Source organism: Pseudomonas sp. MYb2 (assembly GCF_002979955.1).
In the GTDB taxonomy this organism is placed as follows: Bacteria; Pseudomonadota; Gammaproteobacteria; order Pseudomonadales; family Pseudomonadaceae; genus Aquipseudomonas.
Genome location: NZ_PCQC01000005.1, coordinates 333,105 through 359,294, shown reverse-complemented (window position 1 = coordinate 359,294; position 26,190 = coordinate 333,105). Strand labels below are relative to the sequence as shown.

The 26,190-nt window shown below is 59.7% G+C and carries 20 protein-coding genes; 9 read left to right on the top strand and 11 right to left on the bottom strand.

Annotation, left to right across the window (positions count from 1 at the left end; all coding sequences use genetic code 11):
• Positions 1-47: 47 nt before the first annotated feature.
• From CQ009_RS10985 to gpmI, 4 genes are all read right to left on the bottom strand, one after another.
• Positions 48-824: a divergent polysaccharide deacetylase family protein gene (locus tag CQ009_RS10985; protein WP_064388919.1), complete on the bottom strand. Its 777-nt coding sequence runs from the start codon at positions 822-824 to the stop codon at positions 48-50.
• Between the two features lie 2 nt (positions 825-826).
• Complete coding sequence (locus CQ009_RS10980; RefSeq protein ID WP_064388918.1) at positions 827-2,146, bottom strand: S41 family peptidase; 1,320 nt, start codon at positions 2,144-2,146, stop codon at positions 827-829.
• 31 nt (positions 2,147-2,177) lie between these two features.
• The gene (locus CQ009_RS10975) at positions 2,178-3,464 is read right to left on the bottom strand and encodes a murein hydrolase activator EnvC (RefSeq protein ID WP_105706082.1); all 1,287 of its coding nucleotides are present in this window, start codon (positions 3,462-3,464) and stop codon (positions 2,178-2,180) included.
• A gap of 253 nt (positions 3,465-3,717) precedes the next feature.
• The gene (gpmI, locus tag CQ009_RS10965) at positions 3,718-5,247 is read right to left on the bottom strand and encodes a 2,3-bisphosphoglycerate-independent phosphoglycerate mutase (protein ID WP_064388916.1); all 1,530 of its coding nucleotides are present in this window, start codon (positions 5,245-5,247) and stop codon (positions 3,718-3,720) included.
• A 153-nt stretch (positions 5,248-5,400) separates the two neighbouring features.
• Here gpmI and CQ009_RS10960 point away from each other — a divergent pair, with 153 nt between their 5' ends.
• Genes CQ009_RS10960 through secB form a run of 3 tightly spaced genes read left to right on the top strand, consistent with a single transcriptional unit; the run spans position 5,401 to position 6,613 of the window.
• The gene (locus CQ009_RS10960) at positions 5,401-5,814 is read left to right on the top strand and encodes a rhodanese-like domain-containing protein (protein WP_064388915.1); all 414 of its coding nucleotides are present in this window, start codon (positions 5,401-5,403) and stop codon (positions 5,812-5,814) included.
• A 1-nt stretch (position 5,815) separates the two neighbouring features.
• Positions 5,816-6,070 (top strand): glutaredoxin 3, encoded by a 255-nt coding sequence (grxC, locus tag CQ009_RS10955; protein ID WP_007909231.1) that lies wholly within the window; start codon positions 5,816-5,818, stop codon positions 6,068-6,070.
• A gap of 57 nt (positions 6,071-6,127) precedes the next feature.
• Positions 6,128-6,613, top strand: coding sequence for a protein-export chaperone SecB (gene secB, locus CQ009_RS10950; protein WP_007909233.1), 486 nt, complete (start codon positions 6,128-6,130; stop codon positions 6,611-6,613).
• Between the two features lie 166 nt (positions 6,614-6,779).
• On the opposite strand, the gene CQ009_RS10945 is transcribed toward secB, so the two are convergent.
• Complete coding sequence (locus CQ009_RS10945; RefSeq protein WP_064388914.1) at positions 6,780-7,235, bottom strand: tRNA (cytidine(34)-2'-O)-methyltransferase; 456 nt, start codon at positions 7,233-7,235, stop codon at positions 6,780-6,782.
• Here CQ009_RS10945 and CQ009_RS10940 point away from each other — a divergent pair.
• On the top strand, positions 7,234-7,674 hold the full coding sequence (locus CQ009_RS10940) for a hypothetical protein (protein ID WP_105706076.1): 441 nt from the start codon (positions 7,234-7,236) through the stop codon (positions 7,672-7,674). The genes CQ009_RS10945 and CQ009_RS10940 overlap by 2 nt on opposite strands.
• Before the next feature lie 518 nt (positions 7,675-8,192).
• Here CQ009_RS10940 and ntrC read toward each other — a convergent pair.
• The 5 genes from ntrC to glnA form a co-directional block, all read right to left on the bottom strand.
• Positions 8,193-9,629 (bottom strand): nitrogen regulation protein NR(I), encoded by a 1,437-nt coding sequence (ntrC, locus tag CQ009_RS10935; protein ID WP_007909238.1) that lies wholly within the window; start codon positions 9,627-9,629, stop codon positions 8,193-8,195.
• Positions 9,626-10,711 (bottom strand): nitrogen regulation protein NR(II), encoded by a 1,086-nt coding sequence (gene glnL, locus CQ009_RS10930; protein WP_007909240.1) that lies wholly within the window; start codon positions 10,709-10,711, stop codon positions 9,626-9,628. The genes ntrC and glnL overlap by 4 nt, the downstream gene beginning before the upstream one ends.
• Before the next feature lie 231 nt (positions 10,712-10,942).
• On the bottom strand, positions 10,943-11,566 hold the full coding sequence (locus CQ009_RS10925) for a DUF4124 domain-containing protein (protein WP_064388912.1): 624 nt from the start codon (positions 11,564-11,566) through the stop codon (positions 10,943-10,945).
• Positions 11,563-12,075 carry a DUF4124 domain-containing protein gene (locus tag CQ009_RS10920; RefSeq protein WP_105706074.1) on the bottom strand — a complete coding sequence of 171 codons (513 nt, stop codon included), beginning with the start codon at positions 12,073-12,075 and terminating at the stop codon, positions 11,563-11,565. Before CQ009_RS10920 ends, CQ009_RS10925 begins: the two co-directional genes overlap by 4 nt.
• Positions 12,076-12,359: 284 nt before the next feature.
• A complete protein-coding gene (glnA, locus tag CQ009_RS10915; protein WP_008080570.1) occupies positions 12,360-13,766 on the bottom strand; it encodes a type I glutamate--ammonia ligase in 1,407 nt (468 codons plus the stop codon).
• Between the two features lie 328 nt (positions 13,767-14,094).
• Here glnA and thiI point away from each other — a divergent pair, with 328 nt between their 5' ends.
• The gene (gene thiI / locus CQ009_RS10905) at positions 14,095-15,549 is read left to right on the top strand and encodes a tRNA uracil 4-sulfurtransferase ThiI (protein WP_105706072.1); all 1,455 of its coding nucleotides are present in this window, start codon (positions 14,095-14,097) and stop codon (positions 15,547-15,549) included.
• Between the two features lie 139 nt (positions 15,550-15,688).
• Positions 15,689-17,509, top strand: coding sequence for a translational GTPase TypA (gene typA / locus CQ009_RS10900; protein ID WP_034153003.1), 1,821 nt, complete (start codon positions 15,689-15,691; stop codon positions 17,507-17,509).
• Between the two features lie 279 nt (positions 17,510-17,788).
• Here typA and CQ009_RS10895 read toward each other — a convergent pair whose 3' ends face one another.
• Positions 17,789-18,226, bottom strand: coding sequence for a YkgJ family cysteine cluster protein (locus CQ009_RS10895; RefSeq protein WP_008080573.1), 438 nt, complete (start codon positions 18,224-18,226; stop codon positions 17,789-17,791).
• Between the two features lie 259 nt (positions 18,227-18,485).
• Here CQ009_RS10895 and CQ009_RS10890 point away from each other — a divergent pair, with 259 nt between their 5' ends.
• The 3 genes from CQ009_RS10890 to CQ009_RS10880 all read left to right on the top strand — a co-directional run bounded on the left by CQ009_RS10890 (position 18,486) and on the right by CQ009_RS10880 (position 26,049).
• Complete coding sequence (locus CQ009_RS10890) at positions 18,486-20,936, top strand: glycogen/starch/alpha-glucan phosphorylase (RefSeq protein WP_105706071.1); 2,451 nt, start codon at positions 18,486-18,488, stop codon at positions 20,934-20,936.
• Between the two features lie 167 nt (positions 20,937-21,103).
• Complete coding sequence (locus CQ009_RS10885) at positions 21,104-24,688, top strand: DUF2339 domain-containing protein (RefSeq protein WP_105706070.1); 3,585 nt, start codon at positions 21,104-21,106, stop codon at positions 24,686-24,688.
• A complete protein-coding gene (locus CQ009_RS10880) occupies positions 24,685-26,049 on the top strand; it encodes a DUF3999 domain-containing protein (RefSeq protein ID WP_105706068.1) in 1,365 nt (454 codons plus the stop codon). The genes CQ009_RS10885 and CQ009_RS10880 overlap by 4 nt, the downstream gene beginning before the upstream one ends.
• Positions 26,050-26,190 lie beyond the last annotated feature (141 nt).

The window sequence follows — 26,190 nt, the reverse complement described above, 5'->3', positions numbered from 1 at the left end:
TGGGTGTGTAGGGGGTTTGTAAAGAAGTTCGTTCGTTAATAGACAGGTTAACGGTAAATGCCATTTGTCCCGTGTGCAGCCGTCGCCCTATTACTACGCACGCTGATCATCTGCTTGATGTCGATCCACTCGATGCCTTGAGCCTTCAGCTTCGGCAACTCTCGCTCCAGCACCGCCAACGTCTGCGGATACGGATGGCCGATCATCACCGCCGAGCCCTGCTTGTGCGCCAGGCTGATCGCCGTCTGCAACTGGGTGGAGATCGCCGCCTCGGTACGCTCGTCATCGAGAAAAACATCCCGCGAAACGCTCGCCAGATCGATCTTCTGCGCCTGCTGCGCCGCAACGGTTTGCGCACTGGTGCGGCTGTCGACGAAGAATTTGTGCCGGCGCTGCAATTCGCCCATCAACCACGCCATCGCCACCGGTTGCGCAGTCATGCGGCTGCCCATGTGGTTGTTGATGCCAGCGGTGTAGGGGACCATTTTGAACGCAGCGTCGAGGCGTTTTTGCAGCTCTTCGATCGGCAGTTCGGGGTGCCAGGCGTAGGGCCCGGTGGCCGGATCCATTGGCATGTGCAGGATGACGATCTTGCCGGCGCGATGCGCTTCGCGGGCAAATTCGGTAGCGTGCGGGGTGTCGGGCATGATCGCCGTGGTCACCGGGCCGGGCAGAGCCAGCACACGGCGATCCCGGGGCAGGTTCTGCCCCAGGTCATCGATGATCAGTGTCAGGTAGGCTTTGTGTGGCTTTGGGCTGACGGGCTCTGCGTGAGCAGCACCCGCCAGACAGCACAACAGAACGAAGACGAAACGCAAAGACATCCTCAACGGCCGGACGTGATGCTCAGGCCTTTGAGCAGGCTCAGGGCCTGGGCCAGTTGGTAATCGTCATCCTGCGGCATCGCTTTGGCCTTGGCGCTGGAACCGGTCGGTTTGTCTGCGCCGCCGTTGCCATTGCCCAAGTGACCTTGCAGATCGGCTTCCTTGAAGTAATCGCTGTCGGCCTCGCTGGTGATTTTGGCCTTGCGCACTTCGATGTCCGGGACGATGCCTTGCGCCTGAATCGAGCGGCCATTCGGCGTGAAGTACAGCGCGGTGGTGATCTTCAGCGCGCGGTCGTTGTTCAGCGGCAGAACGGTTTGCACCGAGCCTTTGCCGAAACTGGTGGTACCCATTACTACCGCGCGTTTCTGATCCTGCAGGGCACCGGCGACGATTTCCGACGCCGAGGCGCTGCCACCGTTGATCAGCACCACCATCGGCACCGCTTCGCTTTCGTCTTTGCCGGTGGCCGAGAAACGCAGCTCGGAGTTGGCGATCCGGCCTTTGGTGTAGACGATCAGGCCTTTGGTGATGAAGTGGTCAACCACTTCTACCGCTGCCTGCAGCACGCCACCCGGGTTGTTGCGCAGGTCGAGGATGATGCCGTTGAGTTTCTTGCCGTTGTCCTTGCGCAGCTTGGCCAGGGCTTTGGAAACTTCTTCGCCGGTCTTGACCTGGAACTGGGTGATGCGGATATACGCATAGCCGGTTTCCAGCAGTTGCGCCTTGACGCTCTTCACCTGAATCACGGCGCGTGCCAGGGTCACGTCGAACGGCGTGCCGCCGTCGCGCACCAGGGTCAGGGTGATTTTCTGGCCGATCTTGCCGCGCATCTTGTCGACGGCTTCGGTCATGGTCTGGCCGCGTGTTGGCGCACCGTTGATCTTGACGATGAAGTCGCCAGCCTGAATGCCGGCCTTCGACGCCGGGGTGTCATCGATTGGCGAGACCACTTTGATGAAGCCGTCTTCGGCGCCGACTTCGATACCCAGGCCGCCGAATTCACCGCTGGTACTTTCCTGCAGCTCGGTGAAGTCTTCCGGGCCGAGGTAGGCCGAGTGCGGGTCGAGGTTGCTGAGCATGCCCTTGATCGCGTTTTCCAGCAGGGTCTTGTCGTCCACCGGCTCGACGTAAGCGGCTTTGATCCGGTCCATGACCTCGGCAAAGGTGCGCAACTCTTCCAGCGGCAACGGCGCCTTGGAGGTCGCGGCAGTGCCTGCCGGAGCGACGGCCGGGGCCGGTTGAGCGGCAAACGCCAGAGGCGCGCCGATCACCAGGGCGATCGTCAGGGCCAGCGAGGTAAGGCGGGACAAATGCAGCATGTCGAACGAACTCCTGAATTAGGCGGTGCGCTTATCCTTGCGCACGGCACCATTGCGCCGGATCACTCGGGTGACCCTGCTGACGAATTGCGAAATACAGCGCTGATGTGTCTTGACCGCCACTGTTACCGACAGTGGAGATCGACTCACCGGCTTTAACCACGTCCCCAGCCGACTTGAGCAGCGTCTGGTTGTGACCGTAAAGACTCAAAAAACCGTTGCCGTGATCAAGGATCACCAACAGCCCGGCACCGCGCAACCAGTCGGCGAAGACCACGCGACCGCCGTGTACGGCGTGCACCTGGCTGCCGGCGGAGGCGCTGATCATCACCCCGTCCCACTTGGTGCGGGCGTCGTCACCACGGCTTTCGCCGAAGCGCGCCAGCAGTCGACCATCAACCGGCCAAGGAAGTTTTCCCCGCGTTGCAGCAAAAGGGCCACCGAAGGTCTCGCCGCTGCTGGAGACCAGCGCGCCGGGAGTGGATCTGGCGGGTTTTCGTGGGGCGTCGCTGTTTTCAGCCTGCGCCTCACGCAAGCGCTTTTTTTCCGCTTCCTGCTGGGCGATCAGCGCTTTCTGCCGCGCTTCTTCTGCCTCACGGGCCTGGCGGGCCAGGGTTTCCTCAATGGTTTTAAGGACTTTAGACAGGTCTGCCTGATCCTGCTCACGGGTGGCAAGTTTCTGGTCGCGGGCTTTCACATCATCGTTGAGTTTGGCGAGGACTTGCTGGCGTTCCTTGCGGACATTCTCCAGCTCGTCGCGCTGGGTATCGAGGTTGCTTTTCTGTACCAGCAACTGCGCCTGCTGGGCGGCAATGTCTTTTTCGACATTGGCCAATTGGCGCAGGGTTTCGTTGAAGTTCTTCAACTGCTCCAGGCGGGCCTGGCTCAGATAATCGTAATAAGTGAGGGTGCGGGCGAATTTCTCTGGATTCTGCTGGTTGAGCAGCAGCTTGAGGTATTCCTGCCGACCGTTCTGATAGGCCGCTCGGGCCTGAATGGCGATCAGTCGCTGCTGTTCAGTGCGCGCGCTCTGGAGTTTTTTTTTCTCTGCATCGAGTCGCTGTAGCTCGGATTCGCTCTTCTGCAGTTCTTTCTGCAGTGCATCGACCTGCTTCTGCAGCTTGCCCAGCTCGGTTTCAGTGCCCTTGAGCTGTTTCTGTACGCCGGATTTTTCTTCCTGGACTTTGCTCAACAGCTTTTTCAGCTCGGCAATGTCCTGACGCGTAGCGTCCAACTGCTGTTGGGTTTGCGCGCGCTCGTCAGCGAAGGCCGGTTGGAGCAGGCAGGTCAGAGCGAGGGCGATCAGGACGCGGAGCATAGAGGCGGGCGGCACCAGGGTAAGGGACGGCCTAGTATGCCCGCCCGAGGCTGCAAAAAAAACGCCCAATTGGGGCTGTGTGATAACTGGACCAAGCAATACACCGAATTCCATTTCGAAAACTCCATAAACCACTGTGGGAGCTGGCTTGCCAGCGATGACGTCTGCACATTCAACATAGATGTTGGCTGTCAGATTGCTATCGCTGGCAAGCCAGCTCCCACAGGGTTTTGCGGTGTTTTGGCGATTGGGGTCAGACCAGGATAGAGGTGCCGGTCATTTCCGCAGGTTTTTCCAGGCCCAGCAGTTTCAGCATGGTCGGCGCCACATCCGCCAGCACGCCGCCTTCACGGACCTTGAGGTCGCGCTTGCCGACATAAATGAACGGCACCGGCTCGGTGGTGTGCGCGGTGTGCGCTTGCCCGGTGGATTCATCGGCCATTTGCTCGACGTTGCCGTGGTCAGCGGTAATCAGCGCTTCACCGCCAACCTTTTCCAGTGCGTCAACAATGCGACCGACGCAGGTGTCGAGGCACTCAACGGCTTTCACCGCCGCGTCGAACACGCCGCTGTGGCCAACCATGTCACCGTTGGCGTAGTTGACCACGATCACGTCGTAACGCTGGTTTTCGATAGCCTCGACGATGCGGTCGGTTACCTCAGGCGCGCTCATTTCCGGCTGCAAGTCGTAGGTAGCGACTTTCGGCGACGGGATCAGGATGCGTTCTTCGCCCGGGAACGGTTCTTCGCGACCGCCGGAGAAAAAGAAGGTCACGTGCGCGTATTTCTCGGTTTCAGCGATGCGCAGCTGGGTTTTGCCGTTCTTCGCCAGATAGTCGCCGAGAACGTTTTCCAGGCTGCCCGCAGCGAATGCCGACGGAGCCGGAATGCTTGCGGCGTATTGGGTCAGCATGACGAAACCGGCCAGTTTCGGCTGGCGTGCGCGTTCGAAATCCTTGAAGTCGTCTTCGACGAACACGCGAGTCAGCTCGCGGGCACGGTCGGCGCGGAAGTTCATGAACACCACGGCGTCGCCGTCTTCGATTTTTACCGGCTCACCAATGGTCGTGGCTTTGACGAATTCGTCGCTCTCACCGCGCGCGTAAGCAGCGTCGAGACCTTCCTGAGCGGTGGCGGCGTTGAATTCGCTGTTGCCGTCGACGATCAGGTTGTACGCCTGAGCGACGCGATCCCAGCGGTTGTCACGGTCCATGGCGAAGTAACGGCCGATGATGCTGGCGATACGGCCCTTGCCGAGTGCCTGGAAAGTCGCGTCGAGAAGCTCGATCGACGACGCAGCGCTTTTCGGTGGGGTGTCGCGGCCATCGAGGAAGGCGTGCAGGTAGATTTTTTCGGCGCCACGCTTGAATGCCAGTTCGGCCATGGCGATCAGGTGATCCTGGTGGCTGTGCACGCCGCCATCGGAGAGCAGGCCCATGAAGTGCACGGCTTTGCCGGCAGCCACGGCTTTATCCACGGCAGCGCAGATGGTCGGGTTTTCGAAAAATTCGCCGTCGCGGATCGACTTGGTCACGCGGGTGAAGTCCTGATACACCACGCGACCGGCGCCGAGGTTCATGTGACCGACTTCGGAGTTGCCCATCTGGCCGTCCGGCAGGCCGACGTCCATGCCGCTGCCCGAGATCAAGCCGTTCGGCACGCTGGCCCAGAGGCGATCGAGAACAGGCTTCTTCGCCGCAAAAACGGCATTGGATTCAGGGCTGTCGCTGTGACCGAAGCCGTCGAGAATCATCAGGACCAAAGGTTTAGGCGTAGTCGTCATGGAATCCACTCGTGGCTAATAAAGAAGAGGGCGATGGAAAAGGGAGTTGGAGTTTAAAGCTAAGTTCCGACCGCGTCACCGCCGGACGGGGTTTGGCCGACCATAGTGGCTGTGTATACTGGCCGACATTTTAACGCCCTGGAACCTCCTTCGATGGTTGCTCACCTGATTGAATTTGCCACTAACCACTACATTCTTGTCGGTATCTTCGTCGTACTGCTGGCTCTGCTGCTGGCGCACACGATGCAGGGCGGCGGTAAAAGCCTGAGCACAGGCGAGCTGACCGCGTTGGTCAACAAAGATGCAGGCGTGGTGGTGGACATCCGTCCGGCCAAGGATTTCGCTGCTGGCCACATCGTTGGCGCGGTGAACATTCCCCAGGACAAACTGGCTGCGCGCACCGCCGAGCTGGAAAAGCACAAGGCCAAGACCATCATTCTGGTCGACGCCCTGGGCCAGACCGCCGGCACCCACGCCCGCGAACTGATGAAATCCGGCTTCACCGCCGCCAAGCTGTCCGGCGGGATCTCCAGCTGGAAAGGCGACAACCTGCCGCTGGTGAAGTGATATGAGCGAAGTCATCGTCTACTCCAGCGATTACTGCCCTTATTGCTCGCGAGCCAAGTACCTGCTCGAGAACAAAGGCGTGGCCTTCAAAGAGATCAAGGTCGATGGCAAGCCGCAGGTGCGCGCCGAAATGGCCCAGAAAGCCGGACGCACGTCCGTGCCGCAGATCTGGATCGGCAGCAAGCACATCGGCGGTTGTGATGATTTATTTGCCCTGGAGCGCGCCGGCAAGCTCGACGCGCTGCTCAAGGCCTGAACGGCTGCACCCACGTACAGCAATCCCTTAAAGACCCGAGATCAGAAAGGATCTGAGATGACTGACCAACAGAACACTGCAGCCAGCGAAGAAGAAACCGCACCGCAATTCTCCTTGCAGCGCATCTACGTACGCGACCTGTCCTTCGAAGCCCCGAAAAGCCCGGCGATCTTCCGCCAGCAGTGGGATCCGGCAGTCGCGCTGGATCTGAACACTCGTCAGAAAGCGCTGGAAGGCGATTTCTACGAAGTGGTGCTGACCCTGTCCGTTACCGTGAAAAACGGTGAAGAAGTGGCCTTCATCGCTGAAGTGCAGCAGGCCGGTATCTTCCTGATCAAGAACCTGGACGCGGCTTCGATGAGCCACACCCTGGGTGCGTTCTGCCCGAACATCCTGTTCCCGTACGCGCGCGAAACCCTGGACAGCCTGGTGACCCGTGGTTCGTTCCCGGCGCTGATGCTGGCTCCGGTGAACTTCGACGCCCTGTACGCGCAAGAGCTGCAGCGCATGCAGGAAAGCGGCGAGACGCCAACCGTTCAATAAACGGTCCTGGCTACAACGAAAAAAGCGCCGTAACAGGCGCTTTTTTCTTGGCTGATCGTTCCCACGCTCCGCGTGGGAATGCCTCTGGGGACGCTCCGCGTCCAGTGACGCGGAGCGTCACGGGCTGCATTCCCACGCAGAGCATGGGGAACGATCAGGTGTGTAGTTATTTGAAGTCGTTCTGGCGCCAGGCTTCGTAAACGGCGACCGCAACGGTGTTGGACAGGTTCAGGCTGCGGCAGCCTTCGCGCATCGGCAAACGCAGGCGCTGTTCCGCCGGCAGGGCATCGAGCACTTCTGGCGGCAGGCCACGACTTTCCGGGCCGAAGATGAACGCATCGCCCGGGACGAACGCGGCATCATGAAACGGTCGCGAGCCCTTGGTGGTGAACGCAAACACCCGAGGATTACCGATGCTCTCCAGGCAACTGGCCAAGTCGGCGTGACGTTGCAGCGTGGCATATTCGTGGTAGTCGAGACCGGCACGGCGCAAGCGCTTGTCGTCCATCTCGAAGCCCAGCGGTTCGATCAAATGCAGGTGGCAGCCGCTGTTGGCGCACAGCCTGATAACGTTGCCGGTATTCGGCGGAATTTCTGGTTGAAAAAGGATGACGTGAAACATGCACGGCTCCGAAGGTAAAGATGAGCGGCATTCTACGCCGCCTGTGGACAACCGTTCGAAACTATTGCCGCGAGTCATCGGTTCGCTGGCGATTGTCGGTTTGATGATCGGCTTGATGATCGGCCGCCTGACCACACCGGATCCGACCGTGCTGCAACAAGTCGAGGTGATGGATCAAGGGCTGGTGGTGTGGTTCAACAACGAACCCAAGCTGCACGGCGAAATTATTGACGGCACCGTGGCGCTGCTGTTTCAGGCCCAGGGATCGGCGCAGAAGGGCCAGCTCAAGCTCAATGGCAAAGACGTGAACTGGCGTACGCGAGCGAGTGATGGGGGGTTGTTGCTGACGGTGCTTGCAGCGCGACCGCTGCAAGGAGACTGGGCCGGCAGCAAAGTCGATGACCGCTGGCGGCTGGAGATCCATCTCCGTGAACAATAAAAGCGGGAGTCCCTGACCTGCCTGTATCAGGGTTCCCAAAACGGGGTGGACTTCGCGTATCGCGTCGGTCCGGTGTAAAGAGGGAACCCCCGGCCTGCCTGTACCAAGGATCCCAAAAGGGTGGACGCATCGCGTGGCGATCTGCGCCCGGTGTAAAGAGGGGAATCCCCGGCCTGCCTGTACCAAGGTCCCCGAAACGGGTGGTGAAACGAATCACCTGTGAGAGGTATTGCAGGGGGCGTGCCAGGTTTTATTTTTTTGAAACAAAAAAGCTGATGAGAAACGCGAAGGCCCCGGAATTCGGGGCTTTCATGTTTGTTGCAGGGTGAGCTTTTAATGTTTTGAGGCGATATTTGGAGAAACTCGCAGTGCCCGATCACGGGTCATCGTGCATTCATGCGGTGCACAGTGGCCTTAAAAACATCGCGAGGAGGCTCACTCCTACAGTAGGACGCATTCCAACTGTAGGAGTGAGCCTGCTCGCGATTGGATCTGACGTTCAGCGAAGAACTGGGGGCTTAACCCTCATCCCCCTCATCATCATCCCCACCATCAACCTTCATCCCCAATTCCTTGATCTTGCGCGTCAGGGTATTCCGCCCCCAGCCCAGCAACACCGCCGCATCACGCCGACGCCCGGCGGTGTGCTTCAACGCCGTCTCGATCATGATCCGCTCAAACGCCGGCACCGCACTGTCGAGCAAACTCGACTGACCACGCGCCAAGGCCTGGTCGGCCCACTGGCGCAGCGCCTGTTCCCAGTTGGTCACCGGTGCCGAATCTTGCGGCAGGTTGAGCAGTTCCGGTGGCAGGTCGCTGATGTGCACTTCGCGCCCGGACGCCATCACCGTGATCCAGCGGCAGGTGTTCTCCAACTGACGCACGTTGCCGCCCCACGGCAGGTTCTTCAGGTATTCCTCGGTCTCGCTTTTCAGCAGCTTCGGCTCCACCGCCAATTCCTGCGCGGCGCGGCTGAGGAAGTGCTTGGCCAGGGTCGGGATATCTTCACGACGATCCGACAGGCGCGGGATGTGGATGCGGATCACGTTGAGGCGGTGGAACAAGTCCTCACGGAATTTGCCGGCGTGCACCAGGGTTTCCAGATTCTGGTGCGTCGCGGCGATGATGCGCACGTCGACCTTGACCGGTACATGCCCGCCGACGCGATAGAACTCGCCATCCGCCAGAACCCGCAGCAGGCGCGTTTGCGTATCCGCCGGCATGTCGCCGATTTCATCGAGAAACAGCGTGCCGCCATCAGCCTGTTCGAAGCGGCCACGACGCAGGTTGGCTGCGCCGGTGAACGCACCTTTCTCATGGCCGAACAGCTCGGATTCCATCAGGTCCTTGGGAATCGCCGCCATGTTCAGCGCGATGAACGGCGAAGCCGCGCGCGGGCTGTGGCGGTGCAGGGCGTGGGCAACCAGCTCTTTACCGGTACCGGATTCGCCGTTGATCAGCACGGTGATGTTGGAGTGGCTCAAGCGGCCGATGGCGCGAAACACTTCCTGCATCGCCGGCGCTTCGCCGATGATTTCCGGGGTGCGGGTCAGGGCCGGTACGACTTCCAGGCCTTGCTGTTCTTGCGCGTGCTGATTGGCGCGCTTGACCAGCGACACCGCTTCATCAACGTCGAACGGCTTCGGCAAATACTCGAACGCACCGCCCTGATACGAGGCGACAGCGCTGTCCAGATCGGAGTGAGCGGTCATGATGATGACCGGCAACCTTGGATGCTGCTCGCGAATCCGCGCCAGAAGGTCCAGACCACTGGCACCCGGCATGCGGATATCGGAAATGATCACGTCAGGCTGCTGACGGGCCAGGCGACTCATCACGCCATCAGCGCTGTCGAAGCTCTGGGTGGTCATACCTTCCTGCTGCAAGGCCTTTTCCAGAACCCAACGGATAGAACGGTCGTCATCGACGATCCACACGGTTTCACTACGGCTCATGTCGATGTGGCTCCTTGTTCCAGTGGCAGAAAGATCGAGAAGGTGGTGTGGCCTGGATGGCTGTCACACTCGATCAGACCCTGGTGCTGGCTGATGATGTTCTGGGTAATGGCCAGACCGAGCCCGGTACCGTCCGGGCGTCCGCTGACCATGGGAAAGAAAATGGTTTCCTGAAGTTCCGCCGGGATCCCCGGGCCGTTGTCGATGATCTCGATCTTGGTCACCAGACGATGGCGGACGTGGCCGATGGTGAACTGGCGCATGGTCCGGGTGCGCAGGCTGATGCGGCCCAGACGCAGCTCGTTCTGGCTGCTGATCGCCTGCATCGCGTTGCGCACGATGTTCAACACCGCCTGAATCATTTGTTCGCGGTCGATCAAGACGTCGGGAATGCTCGGGTCGTAATCGCGCACCAAGGTGATGCAGCCCTGACTTTCGGCTTCGACCAGTTGGCAGACGCGCTCGAGCACTTCGTGGACGTTGCACATCGCCAGCGACGGCAGTTTGTTCGAACCGAGCATGCGGTCGACCAGATTGCGCAGGCGGTCGGCCTCTTCAATGATCACGTTGGTGTAATCGCGCAGGCTGTCTTCCGGAAGCTCGCGGGCCAGCAATTGCGCAGCGCCGCGGATGCCGCCCAGTGGATTCTTGATCTCGTGGGCGAGGCCGCGCACCAGCATTTTGCTGGTTTCCTGCTTGGACAGCTGCGCCTCTTCCTTGGTGATCCGCAGCAAGCGGTCACGCGGATGAACCTCAAGCAGGAGCATGGTCGCGCCATTGCTGAGGATTGGCGTCACCGCGTAATCCACGGTCAAGGTCTGGCCGGTGAGGGCGGTGAGCATCGCTTCGCGCTTGGTAAACGGATGCGCCTGTTCTACCGCCTGGCGCAGGGAATTCAGCGCCTCGGTGGATTCGGTGAACAGCTCGCTGATGAACTGCCCATGGCTACGCTGCCCGCTGATGGCGAGCAGCATCTCCGCCGCCGGGTTCATGTACTCAAGGCGCAATTCGGCGTCGAGCAGAATGGTGGCGGTGGTCAGATTGTCGAGCAGCAAACGGTGGATTGCGTCGCTAATAGTCATCGGAGCCTCTTTTGGGGGCGGAGCGTGCGCAAATAACAAGCGTCGGTATCGGGAAAATGCAAAAACCAAACCAAGGCTCTGAAAAGAAGCGTTCAACGCCTGAAACAGGCGTTTGACGCTCGTTTGAGTGGCAGGGTGCCAGCTCGAACGGGAAGTTTCGAACCAAAATGGGTTGTATTGTGGGTACGGTGCAATCTATTGCACCAATATAGTGCGCAAAGCTGAACGGCGTTAGAAGAAACGCAGGAAGGGGTTTTTCGGCTCAGGCGGTTTGTCTTTCAGTGGGCATTCCGGGCGTACGCCGTAATCGTCCTTGGTGCAGGGTTTGACCTGACGCTTCTGCGCAAGCGACATGCGCAGCATATGGAAGGGCTGGTTAGCCGTGCGTTCGACGGTACGGCCTTCGGTGTCAAGGATTTCCACGGAAAGGTTGTGGCTGCCACGATCGATATTGGTCAGCGGAAACACAGGACTGAGGCCGGGTTCGCCGGTGGCTTGGCCATCCAGCAACAGGCGATAACGGTGGCCGCGTTGCAGGCCGGGTTCGCTGGTAACGCTGACGATGATTTCGCCGGCGCTGCTGCGAATGGTTGCATCGGGTTCAGGCACCAGAATGCGCAGCATGTCGTAGTGGAAAGGCGGTTGTTCCACTGATTTTTTCGCCGTGGAGATCGGCGCAGCGGCGCTGGGATTGGCCGACATGCGATTGCTGGTCGCTATGGGAACGCGCTTGGCGTTGCTGCGCGGCTGATCGGTGTAGACGCGATTGCCCTGCGCATCGGTATAGGTGAAGACCTCGGCTGAAGCTTGCAGCGACATCAGCGCCGACAGGACGAACAACCACGCGCGGATCATGGCTTGTGCACCCGCTGCACGCTGAGGGCCACTGGCGGACTCTGCTGGATGATCGTCTGCCCGTCGATCACCTGCACCGCTAGACGATGTTCACCACGATCAACGTTCACCAGTTGCAGGATCGGCACGTTGCTCGGCTGACCGTAGGGTTCGTCATCCAGAACCAGTCTTAATTGATGCGGCGGCTGCAGGCGCGGCTTGATCAGCACTTGGACGGTGAAGGTGCCGTTATTGGCGCGCAGGGCTTCTTCGCTGGGCAGTCCGGCGAGTTCAAGAATGTCGTAGGCGTTGCGCGCAGGTTCACGGTTGTCGGTTTCGGGCGCAGGTGGTGCGCTGGGCGCCTGAGGCTCGACACGATTGAGCGGCGGCAATTCCACCGGTTGTGCCTGTACGCCCTCCGGCGAATGATCGCTGTAGACCGTGTTGCCATTGGCATCGGTGTACTTGTAGATCTGCGCGGCGGCGGGCAGGGCGATCAGCAGCAGAATGTAGAGAAAGGTGCGACCCATGAAATCGACCGGGATTGAAAGCGATGGGGTGCAGCATAGGACAGGTGCGGCGGTTGGCCCAACCCTGCACTCATCCAGAGATCATTCAGACACCACAATTCCCCTGTCGGAGTGAGCCTGCTCGCGATGGCGTCGTGTCAGTCAGTATTGCCTTCAATGATCCACCGCTATCGCGAGCGGGCTCACTCCTACAGGGGATCTCGGTCGGCCATAATCCAGGCAATAAAAAAGGCCTCCCGAAGGAGGCCTCTTTTTGTCACGCCGCGTAGCGCAGCGCTACCGGATCAGCAGCTGTAGTACAGCTCATATTCCAGTGGGTGTACGAAGGTGCGTACCTTGATTTCTTCTTCCGATTTCAGCGCGATGTAAGCGTCGATGAAGTCGTCGGAGAATACGCCGCCCTTGGTCAGGAACGCGCGGCCCTTGTCCAGCTCTTCCAGGGCTTCTTTCAGGCTGCCACAAACTTGTGGGATCTCTTTCGCCTCTTCCGGCGGCAGGTCGTACAGGTTTTTGTCAGCAGCGTCGCCTGGGTGGATCTTGTTCTGGATACCGTCCAGACCGGCCATCAGCAGTGCAGCGAAGGCCAGGTACGGGTTGGCAGCCGGATCCGGGAAGCGCGCTTCGATACGGCGGGCTTTCGGGCTCGACACGTAAGGAATACGGATCGAAGCGGAGCGGTTGCGAGCCGAGTAGGCCAGCATCACTGGAGCTTCGAAGCCTGGTACCAGACGCTTGTAGGAGTTGGTCGCCGGGTTGGTGAAGCCGTTCAGGGCCTTACCGTGTTTGATGATGCCGCCGATGAAGTACAGAGCGGTATCGGACAGACCGGCATAGCCTTCACCTGCGAAGGTGTTCTTGCCGTCTTTCCAGATCGACATGTGCACGTGCATGCCCGAACCGTTGTCGCCGTACAGTGGCTTCGGCATGAAGGTCGCGGTGCGGCCGTAAGCGTCAGCAACGTTGTGCACAACGTACTTCAGGGTTTGGGTTTCGTCGGCTTTCTTCACCAGGGTGTTGAACTTGACGCCGATTTCGTTCTGGCCGGCAGTCGCCACTTCGTGGTGGTGAACTTCGACGGTCAGGCCCATTTCTTCCAGTGCGTTGCACATGGAGGTACGGATTTCGTGGTCGTGGTCGAATGGTGGAACCGGGAAGTAGCCGCCTTTGACGCCTGGACGGTGACCCTTGTTGCCGCCTTCGATGTCCTGGTCGGACATCCACGAACCTTGCTCGGAGTAGATCTTGAACATCGAGCCGGAGATATCCGACTTGAATTTCACCGAGTCAAAGATGAAGAATTCTGGCTCTGGACCGGCGAACACAGTGTCACCGATACCGGTGGCTTTCAGGTGTTCTTCGGCGCGCTTGGCGATCGCACGTGGGTCGCGGTCGTAGCCTTGCATGCTCGAAGGTTCGATGATGTCGCACACCAGGATCAGGGTGGCGTCTTCGGTGAACGGGTCGAGAACGGCAGTTTCGTCAACCGGCATCAGGATCATGTCGGAGGCTTCGATGCCTTTCCAGCCAGCGATGGAGGAGCCGTCGAACATTTTGCCGACTTCGAAGAAGTCGTCGTCCAAAGCATCGCGAGCCGGCATGGTCACGTGGTGCTGAGTACCTTTGGTGTCCGTGAAGCGCAGATCAATCCACTTGACGTCATGATCTTTGATGAGTTGAACCGTCTTCGACATATGTCCTCCGGGTGGCTTCGGGCTTGGTAGTGGATGCCCTTGAATTTGGTTGATGCCGGCGCGAATACTCTGCCAAGGCAACCTGCCTCACAAGGGAGCAAATTGCATGCCAGTGCCCCAGCATGGGTTTTTTGCCCCAAATTCACGCTTATTAAGGTGCTACGCGTCTGAAAGCGGAAAATCTCGCCCTCTAATGTAGCGTTATAAATCGAAAATGACCCGTTTTGGTGCATGCAAAACCTTCTGCACATTAACTGGTTAAACCTTGAGCAATTTCCGCTATAATCCGCGCCCCCCTTTTTCGGCTGGCCGTTCGCGCGCTGTTTTCATGAAACTAATCGTAAAAGTCTTCCCCGAGATCACCATCAAAAGCCGACCTGTCCGGACGAAATTCATCCGCCAGTTGGCCAAGAACATCCGCACCGTGCTCCGCGACCTGGACCCGGCCGTGGTGGTGAACGGTGTGTGGGACAATCTCGAGCTGGAAACCCGCGTAACCGACGCCAAAGCCTTGAAAGAGATGGGCGAGCGCCTGACCTGCATGCCGGGCATCGCGCACTTCCTGCAGATCGACGAGTACCCGCTGGGTGACTTCGACGACATCACCGAGAAGTGCAAACAGCACTACGGCGATGCGCTGGCCGGGAAGATTTTTTCGGTGCGCTGCAAGCGTGCCGGCAAGCACACGTTCAGCTCGATGGACGTCGAAAAATACGTCGGCAGCAAGCTGCGCCGTGAGTGCGGTGCCGCCGGTATCGACCTGAAAGCGCCGCAAATCGAAGTTCGTATCGAAGTTCGCGACAAACGGTTGTTCGTGATCCACAGCCAGCACAACGGCATCGGCGGCTACCCGCTCGGCGCCCTGGAGCAGACGCTGGTATTGATGTCCGGCGGCTTTGACTCGACCGTTGCGGCCTACCAGATCATTCGTCGCGGCCTGATGACGCACTTCTGCTTTTTCAATCTGGGCGGTCGTGCCCACGAATTGGGCGTGATGGAAGTCGCGCATTTCATCTGGAAGAAGTACGGCAGCTCGCAACGCGTGCTATTTGTCAGTGTTCCGTTCGAAGAAGTGTTGGGCGAAATTCTCGGCAAAGTCGATAACAGTCATATGGGCGTCGTATTGAAGCGTATGATGTTGCGCGCGGCTTCCAACATCGCCGACCGCCTGCACATCGAGGCACTGGTCACCGGCGAGGCGATCTCCCAGGTGTCGAGCCAGACCCTGCCGAACCTGTCGGTGATCGACTGCGTGACCGACAAACTGGTCCTGCGTCCGCTGATCGTGGCGCACAAGCAGGACATCATCGACACGGCCAACGAGATCGGTACCGCCGATTTCGCCCGGCATATGCCGGAATACTGCGGGGTCATTTCGGTCAATCCGAAGACCGCCGCCAAACGCGGTCGCGTTGAGCACGAAGAGAAAGAATTCGACATGGCAGTCCTCGAGCGTGCGCTCGAAAACGCCAAACTGGTGCCGATCGATCGGGTAATCGACGAATTGGGCCAGGACGTACAGATTGAAGAAGTCAGCGAAGCACTGGCCGGCCAGATCGTGATCGACATCCGTCACCCGGATGCCGCCGAGGATGAGCCGCTGGAACTCGCTGGGGTAGAAGTACAGACGATGCCGTTCTACGCAGTGAACGCTCGTTTCAAGGAGCTGGATCCGACTCGCCAGTACCTGCTGTATTGCGACAAAGGCGTGATGAGTCGCCTGCATGCTCACCATTTGCTCAGTGAGGGGCATGCCAATGTGCGCGTTTATCGACCGAGCTAAGTGCCCGGGGCTGTTTGCCTGTGGCCTGCGTCACCGGCCCCCCGACACCGCCGTCAAGCTGTAACGGCCATGCCGGACACTACTGCTAATCGCTGCCAAGACTTGTCAGCAAACCGAATCCTCTGATCGAGATACACAAGTGATCGAAAATCTACGCAACATCGCCATCATTGCCCACGTTGACCATGGTAAAACCACCCTGGTAGACAAACTCCTGCGTCAATCCGGCACTCTGGAGCGCAACGAGCTCAACGACGAGCGCGTGATGGACTCCAACGACCAGGAAAAAGAGCGCGGTATTACCATTCTGGCGAAAAACACCGCCATCAACTGGAACGGCTACCACATCAACATCGTGGACACCCCGGGCCACGCCGACTTCGGCGGCGAAGTTGAACGCGTAATGTCGATGGTTGACTCCGTTCTGCTGCTGGTTGACGCTCAAGACGGCCCTATGCCGCAAACCCGTTTCGTGACCAAGAAGGCTTTCGAAGCCGGCCTGCGTCCAATCGTGGTGATCAACAAGGTTGACCGTCCAGGCGCGCGTCCGGACTGGGTTCTGGACCAGATCTTCGACCTGTTCGACAACCTCGGTGCTACCGAAGAACAACTGGACTTCCAGGTTGTTTACGCCTCGGCCCTGAACGGCATTGCCGGTCTGGATCACACCGCCATGGCGGAAGACATGACCCCGCTGTACCAAGCGGTAGTCGACCACGTTCCGCCTCCGGCTGTTGACCGTGATGGCGCGTTCCAGATGCAGATCTCCGCTCTGGACTACAACAGCTTCCTGGGTGTTATCGGCGTTGGCCGTATCGCTCGTGGCCGCGTCAAGCCGAACACTCCGGTTGTGGCGATCGGTGCCGACGGCAAGCGCCGTAACGGCCGTATCCTGAAACTGATGGGTCACCACGGTCTGCACCGCATCGACGTTGAAGAAGCTGCAGCAGGCGATATCGTTTGCATCAGCGGTATGGACTCGCTGTTCATCTCCGACACCCTGTGCCACCCGGACACTGTCGAGGCGATGAAGCCTCTGACCGTTGACGAGCCGACCGTTTCGATGACCTTCCAGGTAAACGACTCGCCATTCTGCGGTAAAGAAGGCAAGTTCGTGACGTCCCGTAACATCAAGGACCGTCTGGACAAAGAGCTTCTGTACAACGTTGCACTGCGCGTTGAAGAAGGCGACACCGCTGACAAGTTCAAGGTTTCCGGCCGTGGTGAGCTGCACCTCTCGGTACTGATCGAAACCATGCGTCGCGAAGGCTTCGAGCTGGCCCTGGGCCGTCCTGAAGTAATCATTCGTGAAGTGAACGGCGTTAAACAAGAACCGTTCGAAAACGTCACCATCGACATCCCTGAAGAAGCTCAGGGCAAGGTCATGGAAGAGATGGGTCTGCGTAAAGGCGACCTGAGCAACATGGTGCCGGATGGCAAGGGCCGTGTTCGTCTGGAATACAACATCCCTGCTCGCGGTCTGATCGGTTTCCGTAACCAGTTCCTGACCCTGACCAACGGTGCTGGCATCCTGACCTCGATCTTCGATCGTTACGACACCGTCAAGTCGGGCCACATGTCCGGCCGTCAGAACGGCGTTCTGGTTTCGGTTGAAACCGGCAAGGCACTGACCTACTCGCTGGAAACCCTGCAGGCTCGTGGCAAGCTGTTCGTAGAACACGGCCAGGAGATCTACAACGGTCAAATCGTTGGTCAGAACAGCCGCGACAACGACCTGGGTGTAAACCCGACCAAAGGCAAGAAGCTCGACAACATGCGTGCTTCGGGTAAAGACGAAACCATCGCTCTGGTACCACCTGTTCGCTTCACCCTGGAACAGGCTCTGGAATACATCCAGGAAGACGAGCTGTGCGAAGTCACTCCTAAGTCCATCCGTCTTCGCAAGAAGATTCTGGACGAAAGCGAGCGTACCCGCGCTGCCAAGAAAGCCAAGGCGTAATTTAGCCCGAGCTTGAAAAAACGCCCCCGGTCGCGAGACCGGGGGCGTTTTTGTTTGTCTGGGGGAAATGCAGGTTGGGTTTTGAAGATCAAAAGCCCCTCACCCTAGCCCTCTCCCAGAGGGAGAGGGGACCGAATGGGGGATATTCATGAGATGCACCGACTTGCAAGAATTCTACTGAATCCATAATCGACTGGGTGTTTCAGGTCGATGTATGGCGCCAGACACCTCGGTCGGCCCCCTCTCCCTCTGGGAGAGGGCTGGGGTGAGGGTTGGCTTTTAGAACTTCTCAATCGCGCGGAAATTCTGCTCGCGCACCACTTCCTTCGGCTTATAAGCGCAATACCCCGGACGCGGCCCGATCTTCGGGTGATTGCGGCAGGTATCCGGGCGCTTGTCATAAATGGTGCACAGGCGGCTCTTACGATCCAGGTAGTAGCAATCGTTGTTGCTCATGCGCTGCAGGGTGAAGATGCCGGACTTCTGATTGAAGCGCTCGACCAGGCCTTCCTTCTGCAAACGCTTGGCGATGTTCTTCGGCGGGTCACCCAGTTCGAACTCGTCGACCACACCGATGCGCACCAGATCCTTGATCTTCACCTCAACCGGCAGCGTGCAGCAGCTGGATATGCAGGAACCGCACATCGGGGCCGAATATTTCGCCCACGTATCGAGACGATCGATCTCGGCGGCGGCAATCAGGTTGGGCTTCATCATCGGGAGTTACCAGGCGTGTGTGCATCAGGGCGCGCGATCATACCGGGACTGGTGGATTTTTGAACAACCTTTCGCCAGATTTTTTCTTCATGCAGGCACATTGCCGGACAATTCGGCACGGCCCCTGCATTCATTAGCTCACTCGCCAAGGTAATGCCGGGCTATCTCACAGTCTCAGGAAATACTGCCGAACCAGAGCCCTCACCGTCGGTCAGACCGTCTAGGCTCAGACAATTCCCGCTCGCTCGAGGTCCTATTGATGACTCAAGAACCACTAGTTCGCGAAGCAGAGGTGGCCGCATTCCGCGACGCCGTCCTGACCAAACTCACCTACGCGGTGGGTAAAGACCCCGATCACGCGTTCGACCATGACTGGTTCGAAGCCATCGCCCTCGCGGCGCGTGATCACATGGTCGAGCACTGGATGGACCACACCCGGCAGATCTACCGCAAAGGTCAGAAACGGGTGTACTACCTCTCACTGGAATTTCTTATCGGCCGTTTGCTCTACGACAGCCTGAGCAATCTTGGCCTGCTCGATGTGGCCCGCGAAGCGCTGACTGAACTCGGTGTCGATCTGGAGCGCATCCGTCTGCTGGAACCTGACGCAGCGCTCGGCAACGGCGGCCTCGGGCGTCTGGCGGCGTGCTTCATGGAAAGCATGTCGACCCTCGGCATTGCAGGTCACGGCTACGGCATTCGTTATGAGCACGGCTTGTTCCGTCAGGCCATCGTCGACGGCTGGCAGCAGGAGCAGACCGAGCACTGGCTGGATTTCGGCAACCCGTGGGAATTCGAACGGCCAGAAGTGGTTTACACCATCGGCTTCGGCGGCAGCGTCGAGACGGTCACCGACGTTTCCGGCAAATCCAAACAAGTCTGGTCGCCGGCAGAAACCGTCCGCGCGATTGCCTACGACACGCCCGTGGTCGGCTGGCGCGGGGCGAGCGTCAACACTTTGCGCCTGTGGCGTGCCCGCGCCATGGAGGATTTGCATCTGGAACGCTTCAACGCCGGTGACCACTTGGGCGCCGTCGCCGAGGTTGCTCGCGCCGAAAGTATCTCCCGCGTGCTTTACCCGGCGGACAGCACCGAAGCAGGGCAAGAGCTGCGCCTGCGCCAGGAATACTTCTTTGTCGCTGCTTCCTTGCAGGATTTGCTGCGCCGTCACCGCAACATGCACACCTCGGTGCTGACGCTGGGCGATCACGCGGCGATCCAGCTCAACGACACCCACCCCTCGATTGCCGTGGCCGAGCTGATGCGCCAATTGGTCGATGTCTACGACGTGGCGTGGGATGCGGCTTGGCAAGTCACCGTCGACACGCTGTCGTACACCAACCACACGCTGCTGCCGGAAGCGCTGGAAACCTGGCCGGTGGGTTTGATGGAACGTATGTTGCCGCGCCACATGCAGATCATTTACCTGATCAACGCTCAGCACATCGATTCGCTGCGCGCCAAGGGCATTCACGATTTCGACGTGCTGCGCGCGGTGTCGCTGATCGAAGAAGACAACGGTCGCCGGGTGCGCATGGGCAACCTCGCTTTCCTCGGTTCGCACAGCGTCAATGGCGTGTCTGGCTTGCACACGCAACTGATGCGCAAAACCGTGTTCGCGGAGTTGCACAAGCTTTACCCCGAGCGGATCAATAACAAGACCAACGGGATTACTTTCCGCCGCTGGCTGTATCAGGCCAACTCTGAATTGACCTCGATGCTGGTCGACGCGCTCGGCCCGGATTTGCTCGATAACCCCGAAGAGCGTTTGCTCGATCTCGAGCCGTTCGCCGAGAAAGCCGCATTCCGCAAAGCTTTTGCCGAGCAACGGCTGCATAGCAAAAAAGCGCTGGCCTATCTGATTCATGAACGGTTGGGGATCGCGGTCAATCCGGCGGCGATGTTCGACGTGCAGGTCAAACGTATCCACGAATACAAACGCCAGTTGCTCAACCTGATGCACACCGTGGCGCTGTATCAGGCGATTCGCGCCGAGCCGGAAGTCGACTGGGTGCCACGGGTGAAAATCTTTGCCGGTAAAGCGGCGGCGAGTTATCACCAGGCCAAACTGATCATCAAACTGACCAACGATATCGCCCGGGTAGTGAACAACGACCCGACTGTTCGCGGCCTGCTGAAAGTGGTGTTCCTGCCCAACTACAACGTCAGTCTGGCGGAGAGCATCATTCCGGCAGCGGACTTGTCCGAGCAGATTTCCACCGCAGGTTTCGAGGCCTCAGGCACCAGTAACATGAAGTTCGGCCTCAACGGCGCACTGACCATCGGCACGCTGGATGGCGCCAACGTCGAGATGTGCGAACGCATCGGTGCCGAGCACATGTTCATTTTCGGCCTCAGCGCGCAGCAGGTGGAGGCGCGCAAACAGAACCACGAGTTCAGCGCGTTGCCGGATATCGCCGCGTCGCATCGTTTGAACGACGTGCTGCAAGCGATTCGCAGCGGGGTGTTCTCGCCGGATGACACCTCGCGCTACACCGGGTTGATCGATTCGCTGGTGGATTACGACCGCTTTCTGGTCTGCGCCGATTTCGACTCGTATTGGGAAGCGCAGAAACGCGTTGAAGCGCACTGGCATGACGCCAATAACTGGTGGCGTTCGGCGGTGCTCAACACGGCGCGGATGGGCTGGTTCTCCTCAGACCGGACGATTCGCGAGTACGCCACGGAGATCTGGAAAGCGCTGGAGTAACTTTCCACTCGGCTCGATATAATCGCGCGCCGGAAAAGATCGCAGCCTTCGGCAGCTCCTACACAGGTGTTCACATAACCCTGTAGGAGCTGCCGCAGGCTGCGATCTTTTTGGGTCAGGCTGCGCTAATCTTCCCGGATTAGCCTTCGCGCTTAGGGATATCGACCATGCAATGGATGTTCATGTTGATCGGGCTGGTGCTCGGCTGGCTGCTCGACGAGTCGTTCAGTGATGCGCTATTAGGCGCGTTGCTGGGGCTGGCAATCGGGCAGACGATCCGCATCGCGCGGCTCGGCTCGCAGGCGATGGAGCAGCAACGTCAACTTGAGCAGGCGAAGGTCGCTTTGCAGGGCGTCGAACAGCGTCTGTTTCTGCTCGAAGGCGCGCCCCTTCATGCTGCCCCTCCACCGAGTGCGGCGCCGGTTACCGACCCCGTCGTAGAACCAGTCAAAGCCGCCGAAGAAGCCCCGGCCCCCGAACTGGTCTGGGAACTGCCGCCCGAACTCGAACCGATTTCCGCCGTCGCCAGTGAAACCAGTCAACCGCTGCCCGCCGATGTCTGGCGCCTTGACGCCGTCACGCCCGAACCGCAAACACCTGCCGAACCTCGTGGCCCGAACCTCATCGAACGCGGCATCAGCGCCGCGCGTAACTGGCTGTTCGGCGGCAACACCGTGCTGCGCATTGGCGTGGTCTTGCTGTTTTTCGGTCTGGCGTTCCTGCTGCGCTACGCCACCGAAGGCATGGTCGTGCCGATCGAGGTACGTTACGCCGGTGTCGCGGCAGCCGCGTTGGGTCTGCTGGCGCTAGGCTGGTGGCTGCGCAAACGCAACAGCAATTACGCCTTGATGCTGCAAGGCACCGGGATTGCGGTGTTGTACCTGACGGTGTTTGCGGCGATGCGTTTGCATCCGTTGCTCGATCCGTCCGCCGCGTTGGGCTTGCTGGTCGCGGTGACGGTGTTTTCGGCGATTCTGGCGATCACCCAAGACTCGCTGGCGTTGGCTGCCGTCGCCGCACTGGGTGGATTCGCCGCACCGATCCTGACCTCGACCGGCGCCGGCAGCCACGTCGCACTGTTCAGTTATTTCGCTTTGCTCAATGCCGGCATTCTCGCTATCGCCTGGTTCAAGGCCTGGCGCTTGCTCAACCTGATCGGCTTTGTCGGCACCTTCGGCATCGGTTTCGCCTGGGGCCTGCGTTCGTATGCGCCGGAGCTGTTGTGGAGCACCGAGCCGTTCCTGATTCTGTTCTTCCTGATGTACCTCGCTATCGGCCTGTTGTTTGCCCGGCGCAAATTGCTCGATATGTCTGACGCGCCGGCAGACAGCGACCGTGATGCCTTGCTGCTCTGGTCGGCACGCAAGGGCGATTATGTCGACGGGACAATGCTGTTCGGTCCGCCAATCATTGGTTTCGGTTTGCAGTTTGCGCTGGTGCAGCATCTGGAGTTTGCCGCGGCGTTCAGTGCGCTGGCGCTGGGCATGATCTACATGGCGCTGGCCAAGGTGTTGATGGGCGGGCGCGCGGTGCTGCTGGGTGAAACCTGTCTGGCGCTCGGAGTGATTTTTGCCAGTCTGGCGATCCCGCTGGGGCTGGATGCGCGCTGGACATCGGCGGCATGGGCGGTGGAAGGCGCGGGGATTTTCTGGCTCGGCTTGCGTCAGCACCGACCGTTCGCCCGGGCGTTTGCATTGCTGCTACAACTGGGTTCCGCGTTGGCCTTTCTCAGTCAATTGCGCATTGGCGAAAGCAGTCTGCTCGACGGCGCCCCGCTGGGTGCGCTGATGCTCGGCATCGCGTTGCTGTTCAGTTTCTACCAATTGCGCAAGGCTTCGCCGCAACAGGCCTCGCCTTGGGAGCGTCAAGGCTTGCCGGTGCTGGCGTGTCTGGGCCTGACCTTCCTTTATCTGCTGGCGCCGCTGTTCTTCTTCGTTCAGGCCACGGCGATCAGTTGGGCACTGGCCGGGTTGGCGACGTTGTTTGTCGGCCTGCGAATTCAGTCGCGCACGTTCCTGTTCACCGCGTTTGCCGTGCAGTTACTCGGTGGCGCACTGTTCTTGTTGCGCCTGCAAGGCGCGGGGGAAGATTCGGCGGCGGTGTTCAGCGCCGGTTGGAGCGGCTTGCTGAGCGCTTCGCTGATCGGTCTGGCGTTGATCGCCGGCATGCTGTTGGCGGCACGCGATGAGATGGTGCGCGGTGATGTGCGTCTGCTGCGCGGGCTGTCGGTGGTGTTGCTGGCCGGGTTGGTGCTGATCAATCTGGCGGTGCTGTTCGTGCTGCCGTGGCAGACCGCGAGTGCGGTGTGGGCCGCGAGTGGTTTGCTGATTATCTGGCTGAGTCTGTACCTCAAGCAGCGTGTGAGTTTTGTTTTTGGTCTGCTATTGCAAGTGATTGGCGGCGCGGCATTCTTGCTGGCCGGTCCGGAACTGCTCGGGCCGCTGTCCAGCGAAGGGCTGAAGCCTTTGGCCCATGGCGGATTCTGGACGCCGCTAGTGCTGGGGCTGGCGGCAATGATCGGTGCGTGGCGCCTGCAACTGGGCAATCACGCCTCGGCATTCGATGCGTTGAGTTTGCAGCGCTTGTCCGAAGTATTGCTGGTGTGGGGCGCGGGTTGGTGGGCGCTGGCTTGGATTAGCGAAGTATTGCGTTTTGCTGCTCCGAATCTGCAAGGCACGTTGTTGCTCTTTGTTGCAGCCGTAAGCGTGGGGTTGTGGACTGTGTTGTCGCTACGTTTGAAATGGCCGGCGCTGGGCTTGCTTTGCACCTTGCTGATTCCGGCGGCGGCTCTTGTGCTGTTCGGCGCGTGGCATTCGCGTTATCACCCGGCAGCTGATTTTGGCTGGCTGGCATGGGCGGCGATATTCGCCGTGCATTTCTTCAGCTTGCGACGCTTGGCGCCGATGCTGCCTGCGCGCGCTTTGAGCACGGCGCACGTGCTCGGCTGCTGGTTGCTGATCGGCGTGCTGGCGCTGGAATTGCGCTACGGCTTGCTGCTGTTGTCCGAGCAATACAACGCCTGGCGTTGGCTGGGCTGGGCGATTCTGCCGAGCGTTTATCTGCTGCTGGCGGCAGCACCGCGCAATTGGCCGTGGCCGGTGGCGGCATTCCCTCGCGAATACCGCTTGTATGCCGCCGCGCCGTTGGCGGTGTTGATGCTCGCGTGGTTCTGGCTGGCGAATGGCGTCAGCGATGGCAATGCCGAGCCACTTCCTTACGTGCCGCTGATCAATCCATTAGAGCTGGGTTTGTTGTTCGCCTTGTTCGGCGTTTATGTGTGGTCGCGCAGTGCGGTGTCGCAACTGTCGATTCGTCAGGACTACGCCGATTACGCGACGCAGCTGATCGCCGGGGTTTCGCTGTTCGCCTTCTGCACCGCACTGGTCACCCGCGCGGCTCACCACTGGGCGGGGATCCCGTTCGAACTGGATACGCTGCTCGCCTCGATGCTGGTGCAGGCCGGGTTGTCCATTGTCTGGACGCTGATGGCGCTCGGCTTGATGATTGGCGGCCATCTGCGCCATCGTCGCGAAGTGTGGCTGATCGGCGCGGCGTTGATTGCGCTGGTGGTGGCCAAACTGATTTTTGTCGAACTGAGCAACCGTGGCGGCCTCGCCCGGATCGTCTCGTTTATCGGCGTCGGAGTGTTGCTGCTGGTGGTTGGCTATTTCGCGCCGCTGCCGCCCAAACGCGTCGACGCTGACCCGGCGGCGGACAAACCGGCCCCGGACACCGAAGGAGTTTCATCTTGAGTCGCATGCTTAATCTGGGTTGGTTGGCGCTGGGCGTGGTGATGGTGGCCGGTGCTCAGGAAAAACCGACGGACTTTGCCACGCAAGTGCCGCTGGCGGTGAGCGGCAACGGTCCGTGGTACCGCCTCGAATTGCCGCTGAGCGTGCAATTGCAGGCGCGCCAGACTGATCTCGGCGACTTGCGTGTGTTCAACGCCGCTGGCGAACCACAGGCCTATGCTCTGGCTCGTGAATCGGCGCAGACCCGCGACGACGGTCAGTTACATGAGGTGAAATGGTTCCCGCTGTACAACGCCGCTGACGCCAGCGAACGCGCGCCGAGTGTGCGTGTGCAAGCGACCACCAACGGCACATTGGTCGAGGTGCAGCCGTCCAGTCAGTTGGAGGCGGGAGAAGAGATTCTGCGCGGCTGGCTGTTGGATGCGAGTGCGATCAAGGCGCCGTTGCAGCAGTTGATCCTCGACTGGACCAGCGAGCGCGACGGTTTTCAGCGCTTCAGCATCGAGGCCAGTGACGACCTGCAACATTGGCAGCCATGGGGCGAAGGGCAGGTCGCACGGCTGACCTTTTCCGATGAGCGTATCGAGCAGCACGAAGTGACGTTGCCGGGGCAATCGGCGCGTTATGTACGGCTGTTGTGGGAGTCGCCGAACTCGGCACCGATCCTGACGGCGGCGCAACTGAAAAGCAGCGACCCGCGCGAATTGCCGCTGCCGTTGGTTTGGTCGCAGGCGCTGGCCGGCAGCAGCACCAAGGCCGGAGAATACACCTGGCAATTGCCGATGGGGCTGAATGTCGAGCGGGTGCAGGTTGAACTGAAACAGCCGAACAGTCTGGCGCCGGTGACGCTGGCCGGCCGTCGTGACAGCAGTTTGCCGTGGCAGGAGTTGAGCAGCGGTTTGCTCTATCGCCTGACGCAGAATGGCCAGGACGTGGTGCAGAACGAATTGCAGCTTTACGGGCAGACAGTGCAGCAGTTGAAGCTGACCGTGGATGAGCGCGGCGGTGGTCTCGGTGAGCAGGCGCCTAGCGTGAAGTACGCGGTGCGGGCGACGCAGGTGATTTTCCTTGCGCGGGGGGCGGGGCCGTACAGTTTGGCGTTGGGTAATCCGAGTGTGAAGACGGCGAATCTGCCGTTGGCGACGCTGATTCCGGATTTCAAACCGGAGAAACTGGCGGCGTTGGGTAAAGCTGTGGTGCAGGGTGAGGCGGTGGCTACGCAGACTTCGACGGCAACTATTGCTGCGGTGGCGGAGACCAATTGGAAGAAGATCGGGTTGTGGGCGGTGTTGTTGCTGAGTGTGGTTTTTCTCGGGGCGATGGCGTTTAGCTTGTTGCGCAAGCCGCCTGCCAATTCGTGAAAAGGCGGGTGCTGCGCACCCGATCGCGAGCAGGCTCACTCCTACAGGGGATCGCATTTCTTCAGTTGGAATACCGTCAACTGTAGGAGCGAGCCTGCTCGCGAAAGCGGCGTGTCAGCCAATACATATTCCGAACTGATC

Coding starts and splice junctions, on each gene's coding strand:
- secB (WP_007909233.1), top strand. CDS start 6,128: ATGACTGACCAACAGAACACTGCAGCCAGCGAAGAAGAAACCGCACCG.
- CQ009_RS10960 (WP_064388915.1), top strand. CDS start 5,401: ATGGTTGCTCACCTGATTGAATTTGCCACTAACCACTACATTCTTGTC.
- CQ009_RS10895 (WP_008080573.1), bottom strand. CDS start 18,226: ATGATGAAGCCCAACCTGATTGCCGCCGCCGAGATCGATCGTCTCGAT.
- ntrC (WP_007909238.1), bottom strand. CDS start 9,629: ATGAGCCGTAGTGAAACCGTGTGGATCGTCGATGACGACCGTTCTATC.
- CQ009_RS10925 (WP_064388912.1), bottom strand. CDS start 11,566: ATGATCCGCGCGTGGTTGTTCGTCCTGTCGGCGCTGATGTCGCTGCAA.
- CQ009_RS10890 (WP_105706071.1), top strand. CDS start 18,486: ATGACTCAAGAACCACTAGTTCGCGAAGCAGAGGTGGCCGCATTCCGC.
- CQ009_RS10945 (WP_064388914.1), bottom strand. CDS start 7,235: ATGTTTCACGTCATCCTTTTTCAACCAGAAATTCCGCCGAATACCGGC.
- glnL (WP_007909240.1), bottom strand. CDS start 10,711: ATGACTATTAGCGACGCAATCCACCGTTTGCTGCTCGACAATCTGACC.
- CQ009_RS10980 (WP_064388918.1), bottom strand. CDS start 2,146: ATGCTGCATTTGTCCCGCCTTACCTCGCTGGCCCTGACGATCGCCCTG.
- CQ009_RS10940 (WP_105706076.1), top strand. CDS start 7,234: ATGCACGGCTCCGAAGGTAAAGATGAGCGGCATTCTACGCCGCCTGTG.
- gpmI (WP_064388916.1), bottom strand. CDS start 5,247: ATGACGACTACGCCTAAACCTTTGGTCCTGATGATTCTCGACGGCTTC.
- CQ009_RS10985 (WP_064388919.1), bottom strand. CDS start 824: ATGTCTTTGCGTTTCGTCTTCGTTCTGTTGTGCTGTCTGGCGGGTGCT.
- CQ009_RS10975 (WP_105706082.1), bottom strand. CDS start 3,464: ATGCTCCGCGTCCTGATCGCCCTCGCTCTGACCTGCCTGCTCCAACCG.
- glnA (WP_008080570.1), bottom strand. CDS start 13,766: ATGTCGAAGACGGTTCAACTCATCAAAGATCATGACGTCAAGTGGATT.
- CQ009_RS10885 (WP_105706070.1), top strand. CDS start 21,104: ATGCAATGGATGTTCATGTTGATCGGGCTGGTGCTCGGCTGGCTGCTC.
- grxC (WP_007909231.1), top strand. CDS start 5,816: ATGAGCGAAGTCATCGTCTACTCCAGCGATTACTGCCCTTATTGCTCG.
- CQ009_RS10920 (WP_105706074.1), bottom strand. CDS start 12,075: ATGGGTCGCACCTTTCTCTACATTCTGCTGCTGATCGCCCTGCCCGCC.
- thiI (WP_105706072.1), top strand. CDS start 14,095: ATGAAACTAATCGTAAAAGTCTTCCCCGAGATCACCATCAAAAGCCGA.